The organism is Saccharopolyspora sp. NPDC047091 (assembly GCF_040643635.1).
In the GTDB taxonomy this organism is placed as follows: Bacteria; Actinomycetota; Actinomycetes; order Mycobacteriales; family Pseudonocardiaceae; genus Saccharopolyspora_C.
Window position 1 is genome coordinate 15,810 of the sequence record NZ_JBEYUS010000074.1, and the last position, 15,609, is coordinate 31,418.

The 15,609-nt window shown below is 68.6% G+C and carries 13 protein-coding genes and 1 pseudogene; 10 read left to right on the forward strand and 4 right to left on the reverse strand.

The window, feature by feature from the left end:
* The first annotated feature begins 263 nt into the window (after positions 1-263).
* The 5 genes from ABZ805_RS24640 to ABZ805_RS24660 all read left to right on the forward strand — a co-directional run bounded on the left by ABZ805_RS24640 (position 264) and on the right by ABZ805_RS24660 (position 6,493).
* Positions 264-1,502 (forward strand): oxygenase MpaB family protein, encoded by a 1,239-nt coding sequence (locus ABZ805_RS24640; RefSeq protein WP_358444744.1) that lies wholly within the window; start codon positions 264-266, stop codon positions 1,500-1,502.
* A 282-nt stretch (positions 1,503-1,784) separates the two neighbouring features.
* Positions 1,785-2,483: a Crp/Fnr family transcriptional regulator gene (locus tag ABZ805_RS24645; RefSeq protein WP_358444747.1), complete on the forward strand. Its 699-nt coding sequence runs from the start codon at positions 1,785-1,787 to the stop codon at positions 2,481-2,483.
* 22 nt (positions 2,484-2,505) lie between these two features.
* Entirely contained in the window at positions 2,506-3,507 is a 1,002-nt protein-coding gene (locus ABZ805_RS24650) for a hypothetical protein (RefSeq protein ID WP_358444750.1), read from the forward strand.
* Positions 3,488-5,722: a hypothetical protein gene (locus ABZ805_RS24655; RefSeq protein WP_358444753.1), complete on the forward strand. Its 2,235-nt coding sequence runs from the start codon at positions 3,488-3,490 to the stop codon at positions 5,720-5,722. The genes ABZ805_RS24650 and ABZ805_RS24655 overlap by 20 nt, the downstream gene beginning before the upstream one ends.
* A gap of 3 nt (positions 5,723-5,725) precedes the next feature.
* Entirely contained in the window at positions 5,726-6,493 is a 768-nt protein-coding gene (locus ABZ805_RS24660) for a hypothetical protein (protein WP_358444756.1), read from the forward strand.
* Between the two features lie 26 nt (positions 6,494-6,519).
* Here the strand turns inward: ABZ805_RS24660 and ABZ805_RS24665 are convergent, their stop codons facing one another.
* Complete coding sequence (locus tag ABZ805_RS24665; protein ID WP_358444759.1) at positions 6,520-7,071, reverse strand: putative immunity protein; 552 nt, start codon at positions 7,069-7,071, stop codon at positions 6,520-6,522.
* On the reverse strand, positions 7,064-7,639 hold the full coding sequence (locus ABZ805_RS24670) for a TetR family transcriptional regulator (protein ID WP_358444761.1): 576 nt from the start codon (positions 7,637-7,639) through the stop codon (positions 7,064-7,066). The genes ABZ805_RS24665 and ABZ805_RS24670 overlap by 8 nt, the downstream gene beginning before the upstream one ends.
* Positions 7,640-7,717: 78 nt before the next feature.
* On the opposite strand from ABZ805_RS24670, the gene ABZ805_RS24675 reads away from it, so the two are divergent.
* The 3 genes from ABZ805_RS24675 to ABZ805_RS24685 are packed head-to-tail and all read left to right on the forward strand — an operon-like array spanning position 7,718 to position 10,288.
* Positions 7,718-8,152, forward strand: coding sequence for a tautomerase family protein (locus ABZ805_RS24675; RefSeq protein WP_358444764.1), 435 nt, complete (start codon positions 7,718-7,720; stop codon positions 8,150-8,152).
* A complete protein-coding gene (locus ABZ805_RS24680; protein ID WP_358444766.1) occupies positions 8,145-9,164 on the forward strand; it encodes an alcohol dehydrogenase catalytic domain-containing protein in 1,020 nt (339 codons plus the stop codon). The genes ABZ805_RS24675 and ABZ805_RS24680 overlap by 8 nt, the downstream gene beginning before the upstream one ends.
* A gap of 5 nt (positions 9,165-9,169) precedes the next feature.
* Entirely contained in the window at positions 9,170-10,288 is a 1,119-nt protein-coding gene (locus ABZ805_RS24685; protein ID WP_358444768.1) for an alcohol dehydrogenase catalytic domain-containing protein, read from the forward strand.
* 10 nt (positions 10,289-10,298) lie between these two features.
* On the opposite strand, the gene speG is transcribed toward ABZ805_RS24685, so the two are convergent.
* Complete coding sequence (gene speG / locus ABZ805_RS24690) at positions 10,299-10,802, reverse strand: spermidine N1-acetyltransferase (protein WP_358444771.1); 504 nt, start codon at positions 10,800-10,802, stop codon at positions 10,299-10,301.
* A gap of 64 nt (positions 10,803-10,866) precedes the next feature.
* Complete coding sequence (locus ABZ805_RS24695) at positions 10,867-11,877, reverse strand: LLM class flavin-dependent oxidoreductase (protein ID WP_358444776.1); 1,011 nt, start codon at positions 11,875-11,877, stop codon at positions 10,867-10,869.
* 698 nt (positions 11,878-12,575) lie between these two features.
* On the opposite strand from ABZ805_RS24695, the gene ABZ805_RS24700 reads away from it, so the two are divergent.
* Positions 12,576-15,113, forward strand: coding sequence for an NB-ARC domain-containing protein (locus tag ABZ805_RS24700; protein WP_358444773.1), 2,538 nt, complete (start codon positions 12,576-12,578; stop codon positions 15,111-15,113).
* Between the two features lie 177 nt (positions 15,114-15,290).
* A pseudogene (locus ABZ805_RS24705) lies at positions 15,291-15,509 on the forward strand (LysR family transcriptional regulator); the annotation flags it as partial.
* Between the last annotated feature and the right edge of the window lie 100 nt (positions 15,510-15,609).

The following is a 15,609-nucleotide window of genomic DNA, read 5'->3' on the forward strand; positions in this document are numbered from 1 at the left end:
CATCGGAGCAACGGTGCTCCTCCTTCCATCCGAGCGGGATCCCGGTGAACGGTGGGAATGCGGGCCGCACGCGGATTCGGGTCTGGTGCCGGGGAGCGTCCTGTGCTTCGCTTCCTGATACGCGGTAGCGGATCTTGTTTCATCGTACCAAACGCGCACCGGTGCGATGGCCCGAAGCGGGCCCCACCGCGCGGCGCGGTACCTCGCTGCACGCGATCAACCCCGCACCTCGCGATCCACGAACTCGAGGAGGAGTTCCGGACATGAGCGAATCAGGCAAGCGCGGACGGCTCGGCAGGCGCGGACTGCTCGCCGCGGGCGGCGCTCTCGGTGCGCTCGGCGCGCTGAGCACCGCCGCACCCGCCATGGCGTGGACCTGGCAACCCAGCGGTTCCGTCGTCGGCACCGGCGAAGGCGCCGACCCGCGGTGGGTCTGGGACGAGGTCGCCGACCCCCTCGTCGGCTCGCTGCTGGACAGCGGCGCGGTGCCCCGCGTCAACGAACTGCTGCGCGAGTGGACCACCAACGCGCAGGACCTGCCGAAGGGCCTGCCGACCGAACTGCGCGATTTCATCGAGGACGCCCGCCGGAAACCCGAGTGGGCGGACCAGCGCAAGCTCGACCTCGCCTACCGGTTCAACGAGAAGCGCGGGCTCTACCTCGGCGTCCTCTACGGCATGGCCAGCGGCATGATGAGCACCGTCATCCCCAAGGAGGCCCGCGCCGTCTACCACTCCTACGGCGGCGCGAACATGAAGGACCGCATCACCAAGACCGCCAAGCTCGGCTACGACATCGGCACCCCGAACGCCTACTCCGACGACGGCTCGATGATCGTCACCTGCGTCAAGACCCGGCTCACCCACGCAGGTGTGCGCAACCTGCTGCCGAAGTCGTCGAACTGGGCCGACGTCGCGCCCGAGGACATCCCGATCAGCCAGGCCGACATGATGGTCACCTGGCACAGCCTCGCCACCACCGTGAACCGCAAGATGGTCGAGTGGAACGTGCCGATCCCACCGGAGGAGTCCGAGGCGTACCTGCACTCCTGGCAGCTGTGCGCGCACATGCTCGGCATCGCCGACGAGTACATCCCCGCGTCCTGGGAGCAGGCGAACCTCCAGGCCGACCAGGTGCTCACCCCGATCCTCGCGCCCACCGCGGAAGGCGTGAACCTCGCGGACATCCTGATGGACTTCGGCAAGGAGATCGACGGCTCCATCCTGAGCAGGCCGGTGATCGGCTCCCTCACCCGGTTCATGCTCGGCGACCAGGTCGCCCGGTGGCTGATGATCCCGGACGAGCCGATCTGGGACCCGCTGCTGAACACGCTGTGGGGCCCGTTCATCGCGGTGCGCGAAGGGCTGCTGCAGAACTTCCCCGGCTCGCAGCAGGCCTACTGGATGTTCGACGAAGTGCTGCGGCAGGCCGTGCTGCTGTTCCTGTCCCGCGGCGACTACCCGATCAGCATCTCCATCCCCACCGGCAACCGGCCGGGGTGACGGGAGTTCCGACCAGATGTGCGGCGCGGGCGGGTGCATCGACTTCGCCCGCGCCGCACCTGCTCCAACCACAAGGTCTGGCCTGATCCGGCATCCTCGCAGAACGAGTGGAGAAGTAGTTACCGGCGGCGCGCCAAGGATGACCTGATCTCGTGATTGCCTGATGACGAGAGCTGGTAATGGTGCTCGCTGGATCACCGCACGTGATCGTTGACAAGGCTCTTTGAGTGTCGTTGTGCCAACTGCTCCACAAAGCATGGAGCGGCAACTAGAACGAAACCCGTGAGCAACGATGCGGCGACACGGCGGACGCGCGGGTTTCGTGCGCTCCTACCTGATCAAGCCTGGGCAGAGCTCGTTCAGCACGGCGTGCGGAGGCAGCACACGACAGGTGAACGCCTGTTGTGCCAAGGAGAACCAGGTGGCTGGTTGCTGCTGTGCTTGGCCGGTCGGCTGAAGGTGGTGTACACGGAGCCCGACGGGCGGGACCTGGTCCTCGCTGTCCGCGGCCCGGGCGACCTGTTAGGTGAGTTTTCCGGCCGGGACGGACAACCGCGGTCGGCAACGGTCCAGGCGGTGGAGCCCGGTATCACCTCGAAGCTATCAGAACGCCGTTTCGGCGAGCTCGTGCAGCGCTTCGGTCTGAGCGAGCGGATTTCCGCGTACATCGTGAGCAAGATGCGCGAAAGTGCATCGCGCGCCTGGCGGTTGGCACACCGGTCCGCATCGGTGCGTCTCGCTGAGCTCATCGGAGCGCTGCTCGATGCTGCCGGCCCTGACCACCCTCGTGCTGACACGATTGCAATGTCCCAGGAAGAACTGGCCTCGGCGCTGGGGCTCGCACGATCGGCGATCACACCCGTACTGGCGGCGTGGAAGACAGCGGGAGTCATCCGCACGTCTCGAGGCAGGTTGCACGTGGTCGATCCCACAGCCCTGAAGCGTCTCGCTGTGTCCAGTGCTGGACAGAACGATCGGTGATCGCCCGGCAGGGTCTGCTCCCGTGGATATTGCGGAGCAGGAAGGCCTTGAAGTGGTTTCAGAGAGTGCGAGTGGGATCGGAACCCTTACCGGAATTCTCGCCGTCGACGTGCGCAGGTTCGGCAGCGGGTACAACGATGTCCAACAAGAACGGATCGTCGCGCTTCTTCCCGAGATTCTGAAAGATGCATGTGGGCGAGCGGGCATCTCGGAATTGATCGGTGACAACATGTTTCGCGCGTTTCGCGGAGATGGGTATCTGATCGGTTTCAGTCCGGACCTCATCGTCCCGGTGGTGGACAAGTTCTTTGATTCGTTGCAGGCTACGTTGCGGCAGCTCTCGGGAAGTCTTCGAGCTGACGGCATCGAACTGAGGCTGCGGGCGAGCCTTCACCTGGGCCCGGTTCAATCCTTCAATGAGATCATCGCGGACTCGCCGACTGGTGGCATGATGGTGGAGTCGGGACGGATGGTCGACGCGGAGCCAGTGAGGGCGCTGCTGGAAAACTCGGATCCCGAGGTCACCTTCGTCGCTGTGGTGCTGTCCGAATCGATCATGGAACATGTCGTTCGCGCTGGCCGGACCGCGCGGCGGCCGAGTGAGTTCGTGGCGTCATCGCTCATCATCGATTCGAAGGACTACTCGGGTAAAGGTTATCTGCGTGTGCCTGTTCTTTCCGGGGATCTGCTCGTGTCGGGCTTACTGCGTGGGCAACTCGAGTCTTCGAATGATGCTGCGGAGCGAATTGATCAAATGGAGAGTGTCGTGACGAATAAATTCGCCGGTCAGGCGGACAAGGTCACCCAGGCGCGTGACGTGCACGGTGGTATTCACGACCACTCGGTGCGTGCCGACTATGGAATTGCGGTGCGAGGAAATGGGAACACGGCGGCCGGCGGCGACATCGATCGGTCGGTGGGGAAGCAGGAGTTCTCCGGTGAGTTTCGGACCCGCGGTGACGCCAATTTTGGCCCATCGAGCGGGAGTCGAGTCGATTCGCGGCATGACGAGAAGCAAGGCTGAGGTGCTCATGAGCTTGAATAACGTAGATGGATTCAACATGCCCGAACGGGATTCGATGGACGAATTTCGGGTCATGTCCGGGCGTCATGAAATCCCGACTGAGGTGAACAATATTCCGGAAACCGTCCAATCAACTGAGGGAAAGGATGATGTTCGAATCGACGATGGTGTTCGATCCCGCGGTGGAGAGCTGGCTGCTGTTGGGGCAGGAAACGCGCAGGCATCGAGAGATATTGATCAGTCGTTGTTTAAAGGCGGCGACTTCCGGGGTGCGTCCTTTTTTGGTCTTCCTGATCTTGGTGAAGTTCTTGCGCGGTCAGGTGCGGAGAAGCGTAGTGGTCGTGGTCTTCAGGATCCGGCTGCGTTGGAAAGTCTTGCGAATATGTATGTCGCACCGTCGGGATTGCTTGGGTTGGCGGCGGAAGGTGAACCCGAGACAGCCTTCCAGGTGCTGTTGAATCGCCGGGTGTTGTTGCTTTCTTCGCCCGTCGAGGAGTCGGGTCAGTTTTCGGCTAGTCTGCGATTAAGTCAAGAGCTTCGCGCCATAAACGAACAGCTCAACGTCCGTGAGGAGTTTTTTGATCCGGAAGCGGGCTTGGCTCCCCAGGAATTTTTGGTCGAGGGCGAGCCGGCGGTGCTCGTCATCGATTTGCGAGGTTCGTCCGAACAGGATTTGAAACTGGTCCGGCGCACGTTGGTGGGATTCATCGGGAAGCTGGAAGAGTACGAGAGCTACCTGGTGTTGATTCTCCCTCTCGGGCGAGACCGCGAATTCGAACAGTTGGTGCCAGGGCGGGTTCGCTCATTGGAGAAACCGTTGTCGATCAAAGTCTTGTCCAGTCACGTCGGCATCGACTGTCAACTCGAACTCGAGGACGCCCCGGATGTGGTTGGTCAGCTCGAAGAGATGTGGCCGCCCGCGATCAGCGCGCTTGCTGGGGCCGTGAGACAGGATATTGACGCAGGTGAGTCCTTGCGGCAGGGTATTCTGAATGAACTACGTCAACGAAATTCGTTCCAACCGGACACTCTCCGAAATGTCGTAGGCGCTAGGCAGAAGGAGGGAGATACCGAGTGGATCGCGATGCTCATTGCGGCTGCGGTGCTGGAAGAGGCTCCCTTGATGCACATCGTGGAAGCCGCGGACGAGTTGCTCGCTTACAGTCAAGTTTTGCCTGCGGAAAAGCTCGTTCCGTTGCTTCGGCCGAGTCCCTACTCCAGGCTTCTTCGCCTGGCTGAAGCGGACGAAGGATGGTTCGACCTTCGTGGTAGGACGCTTCGTCCTCAGGGATTTGCGATCGATGTGATCCAGTACTTCTGGAGCGAACATCCGGATGTGCGAGAACCAGTCTTCGAGTGGTTGAGCGAGCTCCCCAGGAATATGGCTGGATTGTCTCGGGAGGCGTTGGAAAAAATCGCGGACCGCGCTGCAGATCTTGCTATGAGGAACGGGTTTCGCATCGCTACTTCGTTGGCGTCTAAGTGGTCCAAGGTCGATCGGCAGGGATCCGGAAGCGCGGAGGGGGTCCGCTACCGGCGGTCCGTCGCGGTGCGATTGGTGACGATGACCGCCACTGATTCGGCGATCGGAAGCGATGTGCGTCGACAGCTCTGGGAATGGTCGAGAAGTAGCGATTCGAATTTGCAGCTATTGGCTGCTGAAGTATGCTCTGGACTGGGGGAGCACTTCCCCCGTAATGCATTTACCCGACTGAAGCATCTTGCAAAATCCGGCGACGAAGAAGTGCGTCGTGCAGTCGTTTATTCTGTTTGTCAAATCTGCACCGCTGTGGGTTTGGCGAGGGGGCTGCGGTATCTGTCGGAGTGGTTCAAAGGCGCTGACGATAGGCGCTTGTGTGTGCTGGCGGAGAGTGTTAGTCGGATGCTGAAGAGCCTTCCCTGGGGCTCCGATGTCGAATCCGCCGAGACATTCTGGCGAAGTGCACTGGGGGCGATGCCGCCGGACGAACTACGGCCGCTGCTCAAGAGTTGGTTGGAAGCTGCCGTCGAAGCTCCGCCCGAAGAGCGCGAGTCCATGGTGGAGCCACTCGTACAAGCTACCGATCGCAGCTCGCAGAGGATCGCGCAGCTCTGGTACGCCAGCCGACTGCAACCTGCGGCAGCCGAGGAGGGACGAGGTGAGGGAATCTTTGCAGTCGTCCGGCTCCTGTGGACTCGCTTGGACGAGATTGATCCGATTTGGGAGCAGGAGTAAAAGGTGGCGGCCCTCGGACGGCGTCGAGCCAATCGGAGATACGCGCGTGAGCTCCGCGAGCAGCTGGGTGTACGGGGTGAGACGGCCGCTGCCGCGGCCCCTCGGTCGCATGTTTCGTTCGATCTCGCCAGCGCCGATGAGTCCTTTCGCTTTCGGGCGGAGTTAACGTTCTGGGTGCGGTGGGCAGGATCGGATCCTCACCATCCGGCGGCAGTCGACATTGCCGCCGCCGGCGTCATGCGTCGAGCCGAGCAGATCAGTGTCCGCTATAGGATCACCGAGTGTGAACGTTTGCGGGCTGAGTTGAACGTTGAACTTTCGAACTGGTATCAGGTCTCGAGTACGCCGGTCTACGCGCAAGGACATTGCTTGTCGGTGGACGCGGATCCGGAGTTCGTGGCTGCTGTCCAAGAACAGGAGCATGCGTCGCGACGGACGGCTGTTATGGGATGGCAGGAGCAAGCTCGCGCTCGCCAACGAGAACAGATGCGTTCATTGATCTTGGATCCGCTGCGCGCGACGGCATGGTGGCTGTCGGACCATCAAGACCAGCCGGAGTCCGCGGTGAACGTCGCCCAGAAATTCACGGAACTGCGTGACATGCTGCGGCCGGAGGACTCCCTCGATTCGCCGGGGACCGTTCTCGACGAGTTCCTGACGACGACGGACGATGATGCGGTTCGGATGTGGACGATCAGACAGCTACGAAAGGTGTTCGAGCAGCATCAACGGGACGACCTAACGGTCCGACTCGGGGTGATTGAGCAATGACCACATGGCTGATCGATGAACCATGTCTAGTCGGATGTGGACGTGCTGCGCAGTGCGGTGTCCAGCGCCGTCATGAGCTCTGAGACGCGGTTCCGCCCGGTCGGCGGGGCGGGGTAGCGGCGCAGCACGTCGATCACGGTCGGCGAGGCGAGGCGGCACCACCGCGCCAGGGCGGTGGTGCCGACCTCGCGGTCGTCCCCGGCGCGGAGCTCGGCGATGCGCGTGGCGCTCGCGGCGGCGCGCAGCACGTGCCCGACCTGCGAGGCCTGCGCGATCGGGTGCAGGTACGCGGCGGAGGCGGCGTCCCCCGCCGATCGGGCGGCCAGGCGGGCGAGTTCGGTGCCCGCGTCCCGCGCCGCGCGGTGCGCGTCCAGCGCGGTGACCCGCTGCAGCCTGCTCCGCCGCGCGCCGTCGGCGAACTCCCGCGCCGCCTCGATCGCGGCCCGCGGCCGGGGATCGCCCGGGCAGGACTCCTCGAACACCGGCAGCACCTCCTGCGCGGCGAGCAGCGCGTACCGCGCCACCGCCCGCAGCTCGTCCCCGCTCAGCTCGAAGTCGCCCGTGCTCGTCTCAGCCACCGGTGGCCACGAGTTCGGCCAGTTCGGCGGCGACGTCGTCGAGCGGGCGGGTGCTGCGCCGGGCGCGGCTCATCGCGACCGCGCCCTCGGCGGCCGCGACGACGAGCGCGGCGCGGCGGGCGGCCCGGTCCTCGGGAGTGCCCTGCGCCCGCAGGGCCGTGGCGAGCCGGTGTTCCCACCCGTCGAACGCCTCGGCGGCGGCCCGCAGCGCCGCGGTCGGTTCGCCGCCGGATTGCGGTTCTTCCACCGACACCGCCAGCACGGGACATCCGGCGCGGAAGTCGGTGCGCACCAGGACATCCCGCCACAGCGCGAAGAACGTGCGCAACCCTTCCACCGCGCCGGTCTCCAGGGCCGCGTCGAGGGCGCGGGCCGTCGTCTCGGCGGCGTGCCGGACCGCTTCGGCGGCCAGCTGGTCCTTGCCGCCGGGGAAGTGGTGGTAGGTGGAGCCCAGCGGGGCGCCGGAGTGCTTGGCGACCTCGCGGATGCTCGTGGCGTTCAGCCCGCGCCGCCGGATCATGTCCGCGGCTCCGGCGACCAGCTGCTGCCGCGACGACGTGTCGCTCATCGAACCCCCTCGCTATAACGGCCGTCATAGTATAGCGTCCGCTGTCGTTATGACAGTCGTTATAGATGGAGCATCGACATGCCGCTGATCGAGCTGACCGCCCCTGCGGGCGCCCTGCCGCCGGAGATCGGGAACCAGGTGCAGCGGGACCTCGCCGCCGCCCTGCTGAAGTGGGAAGGTGCGCCGGACACCGAGTTCTTCCGCTCGCTGGCCTGGAGCCACCTGCGCGAAGTGCCCGCGGGAGCGCTCATCACCGCCGCTGACGCCGAGCCCCGCTTCCGCGCGGACGTCACGGTGCCGCAGGGCGCGTTGTCGGACCGCCGCAAGGCCGGGTTGGTCGCCGAGGTCACCGAGATCGTGCTCCGGGCCGCGGGACTGGGCCGGGCGGACGCGCTCCGGGTGTGGGTGCTGGTGCACGAGCAGCCCGACGGCAGCTGGGGTGCCGGTGGCGAGATCATCCGGCACGCGGACCTGGTCGCCCTCGCCGGTGGGGAACGGGGCTCCGATGCGTGAGCTCACCTACGTCGGGCGCTGGCTCGCCGAGTGGCGGGAGGTCCCGGACCCCCGGCCGCGGTCCGACGAGGACGCGATCGTCGCGCCGATCGCCGCCACCTCGTGCGACGTCGACTCGGCCATCCTGGCCGGGCACGGGCCGATCGAACCGCCGTTCGCGCTCGGTCACGAATGCGTCGCCGAGGTCGTGGAGGTCGGTGACGCGGTGGCGAGCGTGGTCCCGGGGGATCGGGTCGTGGTGCCGTGGGCGATCGCCTGCGGCGCCTGCGAGCGCTGCCGCGCCGGGCTGTCGGCGCACTGCACCTCCGTTCCGCACATGGCGATGTTCGGCGCTCCGCTGGGCGGCTCCTGGGGCGGGCTGTTCTCTGACCTGGTCCGCGTGCCGTGGGCGGACGCGATGCTGGTGCCGCTGCCCGCCGGGCTCGACCCGGTGGCGATGGCCTCCGCCGGCGACAACTGGCCGCTGGCGTGGCGGCTGGTCGCGCCGCACCTGCGGGCTAGGCCCGGCGCCCGGGTCCTGGTGGTGGCGCGGGGCAGCATCGGCCTGTACGCCTGCGACATCGCCCGCGCCCTCGGTGCGTCCGACGTCCTCTACGTGGACCCGGAACCGCGGCACCGCGAGATCGCCCGCGGCTTCGGCGCCCGGACCGCGGCGGAGATCGAACCGATCCCGCACGGCTTCGAGCTCGCCGTCGAATCGACCGGCCGGGTCGAGCAGCTCGCCACCGCGCTGCGTTCGCTGGTCCCGGAGGGTGTCTGCGAGAGCGCGGGCAACCACTTCCGCCCCGGCGAGCTGCCGCTGCTGGAGATGTACCTGACCGGCGTGACCCTGCGGATCGCGCGGGACAACGTCCGCGGGCACCTTCCCGAGGCGCTGGAGCTGGCCGGGTCCGGGTTGGTCGAACCGCGGCGAGTGGTCTCGGAGGTGATCGACTGGGAGAACCTGCCGGCGGCCCTGCCGGATCGGCACCTCAAGCCGGTCTTCGTCCGCGGTGCCGGGGCGGAGGTGTGACGGCGGTGCGCGAACTCCGATTCCGCCGCAGCGGGCGGCTCGCGTGGCACGAGCGCGCGGAACCCGCGATCGAAGGTCCGGGCGACGCCCTGGTGCGCCCGTTCCTCGCCGGGCGCTGCGACGGCGACACGCTGCCGATCCACCGGCCGGTGTCCAGGGCGCTGCAAGCGGGGATGGCGCTCGGTCTGGTCGACCCCGTCGTCGGGAGCATCTGCGGCTCAGTGCCCTTCCGCGGCCCGTTCGCCATCGGCCACGAGTGCGTCGCCGAAGTCGTCGAGGTCGGGCCGGGCGTTGCGGGACTGCGACCCGGTCAGCGGGTCGTCGTCCCGTGGGCGATCTCCTGCGGGACCTGCCCGGCCTGCCTGCGCGGGTTGACCTCCAAGTGCGGGACCACCGTCGGCGCCGGAACCCTCGCCGCGTACGGGTTCGGGCCCGCCAGCGGGGCGTGGGGCGGCATGGTCGCCGACCGGATTCGCGTCCCGTTCGCCGAGCACATGCTGGTACCGGTGCCCGACGAGGTGCCTTCGGCGCGGGTCGCCGCCGCGAGCGACAACCTCGCCGACGCCTGGCGCGCCGTCGTCCCCGGCCTCACCGCTCGCGAAGGGGGTTCGGTGCTGGTCCTCGGCGGCGGTGCGAAGAGCATCGGCCTGTACGCGGCCGGTCTCGCCGCCGCGCACGGTGCCACCGCCGTCGACTACCTCGACGACGACCCGGAGCGGCGGGCGATCGCCGAATCCCTCGGTGCGCGTGCGCACCCGGCGAGGCGCGGCGGGACCGGCTACGACGTGGTCGTGGAAGCGACCTCGCGTCCCGCCGGGCTCCGCCGCGCACTGCGCGCACTGGCACCCGGCGGGGAATGCACCGCGGTCGGCTACTACGTGGGATCGGGGACCAGGGTGCCGCTGATGCGCATGTACGCCACCGACGGCACCCTCCGCGTCGGGGTGTCGCACGCCCGCGCGGCCCTGCCCGAGCTGCTGGACTTCCTGCGGCGCACCGGGTTCCCCGCCGAACGCGTCACCACCCGCACCGCCGACTGGGACGACGCCCCCGCCGCGTACGCGGCGCGCACCACCAAGCTCGTCCTCTCCCGGCCGCCGCTCGACCCGGAGAACGCGGGCTGATCGGGCGGGCTCACGCCAGGTGGTCGCGCTGGAAGATGCTCATGCGGAGGGCGTTGTGGTAGTGGCCGCCCGCGAAGAACTCCTCGCGGAGCTCGCCCTCGGTGCGGAAGCCGAGCTTCTCGTAGACGTGGACCGCCTTGACGTTCTCGGTGCTCACCAGCAGGTAGATCTTGTGCATGTTGAGCACCGCGAACGCGTAGGTCAGCGCCTGCCGGGTCGCCTCCGCGGCCAGGCCGCGCCCCTGGTGGTCGGGGGCGACGATGATCTGGAACTCGGCGTTGCGGTGGATGTAGTCGATCTCCACGAGTTCCACCAGGCCACCGCGCTCGCCGTCCACCTCGATCACGAAGCGGCGCTCCCGGGTGTCGTGGATGTGCCGGTCGTAGATGTCCTGCAACTCGACCAGCGCCTCGTAGGGCTCCTCGAACCAGTAGGTCATGATCCGCGAGTTGTTCGTCAACCCGTGCACGAACGGCAGGTCATCGCGTTCCAGCGCGCGCAGGCGGAGGCTCATGCCGGTCATCCTGGACGCGGTGACCGGGCCGTTCAACCGGGATCGCCGGCGCCGCGGTGCCGGCTCAGCCCGGCGGCCGCCACCCCAGCGCGGGCGCCAGCTTCGTGGCCATGTCGGTGAGGATCTGCACGTAGTCCTCGTGCTCGAAGGTGAACGGCAGTGCGAAGGACACCTCGTCGACCGCGCGGAACGCGGCGTGCGCGGCGAGCCGCTCGGCCAGCTCCGCCGACTCGCCCACCAGGTCCGGCGCGTACAGCATCCGGGCCGGGCCGTGCGTGGTGGCGGTGCGCGGCAGCCGCTCCGCCGCGTAGCGCGCGTACTTGGCGCGCTGCGCGGGCGTGGCGCCGTCGGTGGGGATCACCACCAGGCCCTGCGAGACGCGGGCCCGCTCGCCGTCCGGGTGGTGCGCGCGGAACCGCTCGATCAGCGACAGCTGGACCTGCTCGAAGTCCGTCGAGGACTCCGCCTGCACCACGTTGCTGACCAGCAGGTTCAGCCCCCGCCGTCCGGCCCATTCGGCGGAGCGCAGGCTGCCGCCGCCGTACCAGGTGCGCCCGGCCAGGCCCGGCGAGTGCGGCTGCACCCGGTCCGAGAACACCTCGATGCCCTCGGTGCCGTTGAAGTCGGTGACCGGTGCGCCGCCGAGGAAGTCCAGCAGCCGCTCGGCCCGGCCGTAGCCGAGGTCCTCCGCTTCGGCGGTGTCCGGGTACAGCGCCGCGCGGACCCGGTCGAAGTGCATCGGCGGCCCCGCGCTCACCCCCGGGTTCAGCCGCCCGCCGGAGAGCACGTCCACCGTCGCCAGGTCCTCCGCCAGTCGCAGCGGGTTCTCCCAGCCCAGCGGGATCACCGCGGTGCCCAGGTCGATCCGGCTGGTGCGCTGGGTCAGCGCGGCGAGCACCGCGGTGGGGGAGGAGATGCCGTACTGCAGGTGGCGGTGCCGCAGCCACGCGATGTCGAAGCCGAGCCGCTCGCCGAGCTCGACGATCTCCAGCGTCCGCTCGTGGCCGGGGCGCGGATCGTCCCCGTCGAACAGCCCGATGGTCAGGAATCCCAGTCTGCGCAGGGGTTTCTCCAGCTCAGGCACGGCGCCCTCCAGTCCGCTCGTTCCGGTCGCCGCGATCAACGCGGCCACCGGTGCGGCTAGTCCCGGACTCGATGGCGTCCCACCATCCGGGAGCGTGGGCGCGCCGGGCCCGTCGCGTGAACGCCGCCCGGGGTGCCCATGCGCGATTGCGCGGGATGTGCGAGATGAGCGGCGATGAATAGTGCGAAATTGCGGAGTCTGAAGTTCCGCGGAATGTGGCGAACGATTTCCGCGCGGGTGGAAAAATTCGGTGTGACGACCGCTGGGCGCAGCAGAATTGCCGCTCGTCTCCTGATGGATACCGCTCGTCGAACTGTCGAGGAAAAGTGCGGCGGCGGTGTGCTGGTGGTCAGTTCACTGGACGAATCGGGGATCGACAGGTCGGATTCCCCGGTGTTCTTCGGAAGCGGTTCCCGGCGAACGGTCGGGGGCGTGCTCACCTCGGGGAATCGAGCCCGGCCCGTTCGGGGTGGGCCGGGCTCGATCACCGCCGATGGCGGCCTCGCGAGTGGGAGGACCCGTCGCTCGGGTCGGCGGGTGCGAACGCCGCTGACCTGGTCCGTACTGCGGGTCGGGTGCGGTGGAGGGCGTGTGAGTGCCCGGCCGATCCGCCGCCGAACCAGGGCGAATCCGGGGCACCGAGCCGGACATGCGGGCCGTGCGGGCCCGCGGAGAGGGAGAACGGATTCTTGTCGGAGAAGTCGGAAGATCTGCACCGTTCGGGAGACGGCGACGAGGGGGTGTCGAACTCGAACCGGATCAGCGGTCGCTTCGGGCAGGCCGTGCAGGTCGGCACGCTTTTCGGGGACATCACGTTCACCACCTCCGGAGTGGCCGCGGTCGGCACCGGTGGAGTCGAAGCGCTGCCATTGGCGGGGCACGCGCTCGTGCCCCGCCCGGAATTGCTCGACGAGGTGATCGCGGCCTTGTGCGGCGATTCACCGGAGCGCTCGCAGCCATCGGTCGGGGTGCTCGGTGGCAGCGGGTACGGCAAGACCACGCTCGCCGCCGCCGTGTGCGTGGACGAACGGCTGCACGAGACGTTCCCCGACGGAGTGCTGTGGGTGACGGCCGGTCGGGACGTCGGTGGCCCGGACCTGGCCGGCAAGATCAACGACCTGGCGCAGCGGCTGTCCGGCACCCGCCCGTCGTTCACCGATCCGCAGCTCGCGGGCGAGCACCTCGCGCAGCTGCTGTCGGGAAAGCGGTGCCTGGTCCTCGTCGACGACGTCTGGCGGAAGTCGCAGCTGGACCCGTTCGTGCCGGTGGGGGCGTGCCGACGACTGGTGACCACCCGGTTCCCGGACGTCCTCCCGCCGGGAGCCGCGGAGGTGCGGGTCGGGAGGATGAAACCCGACCAGGCCCGCGCAGCGCTCTGCGCCGGATGGCCGCACCACCACCCGGACCACGCCGCCCCGCTGCTGGACCGCACCCAGGCGTGGCCCGCGCTGCTGTCGCTGGCGAACCGCGCGGTGTGCCGCCTGCACCCCGACCACTCGATCCAGGAAGCGGCGCAGCTCGTCGCCGACCGGATCGCGGGCGGTGCGCGGAGCGTGGACCGCACCCACGCGGAGCAGCGCTTCGACGCCGCGGCCGCGGTGATCGAGCTGAACATGTCGCTGCTCGGCGACGAGCACGCCCCGCGGTGCCGTGAACTCGCGATCTTCCCGGAGGACTCCCTCGTCCCGCTGGAGACGCTGCGGACCTACTGGACGCACACCGGCAGGCTGTGCTCGGAGAAGGTCGACGCGCTCGTCTCCAGGATGGGCGAACTCGGGCTGGTGCAGCAGTGCTGGCTCGACCGCACGCCCGTGATCCGGGTGCACGAGGTCGTCGGCGACCACCTGCGCGAAGCGGTGGGCGCCGCCGAACTGGCCGGGTACCACCGCGCGTTGCTGGACGCCTTCGACCAGCGCCCGGTCGGGGCGGCGGTCGGCCGGGACCTCCCGCCGGAGGACGGCTACCTCCGCGATCGCGGTGCGTACCACCGGCGTGGCGCCGCCCGCGCGGTCGGCGACGGCGGTGCGCCGCGCCGGCGGAAGCGGACCCGGACGCTCGGCCGTTCCGGTATGGCAGTGGTCGTGGCGGCGGGCGTGCTGGTGCCCGCGATCGTCGCGGGGATGATCTGGGCGTCCCAGGTCGGGCCGGCCCGTGTTCCGGAAGGCGGGGCGGCCGCCCCGACCGCGTCCGGCGGGGTGGAACCGTTGCCGCGGCCGGATCCGGTGCCGTCCCCGCCCGGGAGCGTTCCGGCCGGTGCCTGCTCGTCGACGCGTTGCCCGGCGGAAGGCGCCGCCACGGCTCAGGTGCCGGGAGGGGAGGCGCTGGTCACGCTCGTGCGCAGCGCGACGGGCAAGGTGCAGCGCTACGTCCAGGAATCACCGCGCAGCGCGCCCGTTCCGGACCCGGTGGATCTCGGCACGTCGGTGCGGGAGGACCCGATCATCATCCCGGCGTGGGACGGCACGCTGGTGGGATTCGTGATCGACGATTCCGGGACGCTGTCCTTCAACGCGGACGTCGGCGGGGAGGCCCCCGCACGCGTGTGGTCGGACATCGGGACCGGGTTCGTCGGCACCCCGGCGGTGGTGCGCGACTTCGAGGGAAGGCTCGCCGTGTTCGCGCGGGACGAAGAGGGGCACCTCCACCAGATCGGGGACCGGACCGACTGGAAACCGTCGGAGGTGCCCGGCTCGGACGACTTCGTCCTGCGGGATGATCCGGAGGCGGTCCTGGACCGCAACCGCGCCCTGCGGATCTTCGGGCTCGGCGAGGACCGGCGGGTGCACACCTGCGCGCAGTACAAGCGCGTCGACCCGGACGCTTTCGGTTGCCAGCGCGTCGGCGGCAAGACCACCGACCTGGACACCACACCGCGACCGGCGCTGGACGGGAGCGGACGGCTGCAGCTGTTCGCCCGGGATCTCGCGACCTCGCTGCGGAAGATCTCCGAGCGGGACGCGCCCAACACGTGGCCCGGCGAGTGGACGGACGTCGCGACCGAGCACACGGGACGGCCGGTCGTCGTGGCGGACGGGGACGGGGAGATCATCGCCTTCGCTCGTCGCGAGGACGAACCGGACCGGGTGGACTGGTTCTCCGGGGAGAGGTCCGACGTGCTCGCCACTCCGATGGAGATGATCGTGTCGGCCACCTCCGTCGGCGACGGCGTCGTCGTGCAAGGCCTCGACGCGAACGGGAGGCTCGTGGCCGAGCAGGTGAAGCCCTGACCGCTCGGCTCGGGGCTTCCGTGGTGCGGAACCTTCCCGGGGCCGGTTTCCTCGGATCGGCCGCGTTTCCCCAGGCACCGGCCGCTCGTCGGCTCCGCCGGCGGCCGGGCGCGCCGGACGGCCGCCGGTGCCTCCGGCGGACTCGCCGCCGCGGCCCGGTGGTAATGTCCCGGACCTGTGTTGGATCCCGTGTGGTTGCGGACGTTCCTGGCAGTGGCCGATTCAGGAGGCTTCAGCCGAGCCGCGCGCGCCCTCGGTCTCGGGCAGCCCGCGGTGAGCCAGCACGTGCGCAAGCTGGAGGCGGCGGTGGGTCGCTCGCTGCTGATCCGCGACAGCCACACCGTGGAGCTCACCGGGGACGGCGAGGCGATGGTCGGCTTCGCCCGCGGCATCCTCGGCAGGCAGCGCGTCCGGCGCTCCGTGCAGGAACGTCTCGTTGCGGGTGCGGTGCAGCCGCTCCAGCTCGCGCAGCAGGTCCGGCTCGGCGAGTTCGCGG

What these genes read in the sequence shown, in the direction of transcription:
- ABZ805_RS24640 (WP_358444744.1), top strand. Translation starts at nt 264, where the DNA reads ATGAGCGAATCAGGCAAGCGCGGACGGCTCGGCAGGCGCGGACTGCTC.
- ABZ805_RS24655 (WP_358444753.1), top strand. Translation starts at nt 3,488, where the DNA reads ATGACGAGAAGCAAGGCTGAGGTGCTCATGAGCTTGAATAACGTAGAT.
- ABZ805_RS24670 (WP_358444761.1), bottom strand. Translation starts at nt 7,639, where the DNA reads ATGAGCGACACGTCGTCGCGGCAGCAGCTGGTCGCCGGAGCCGCGGAC.
- ABZ805_RS24675 (WP_358444764.1), top strand. Translation starts at nt 7,718, where the DNA reads ATGCCGCTGATCGAGCTGACCGCCCCTGCGGGCGCCCTGCCGCCGGAG.
- ABZ805_RS24680 (WP_358444766.1), top strand. Translation starts at nt 8,145, where the DNA reads ATGCGTGAGCTCACCTACGTCGGGCGCTGGCTCGCCGAGTGGCGGGAG.
- speG (WP_358444771.1), bottom strand. Translation starts at nt 10,802, where the DNA reads ATGAGCCTCCGCCTGCGCGCGCTGGAACGCGATGACCTGCCGTTCGTG.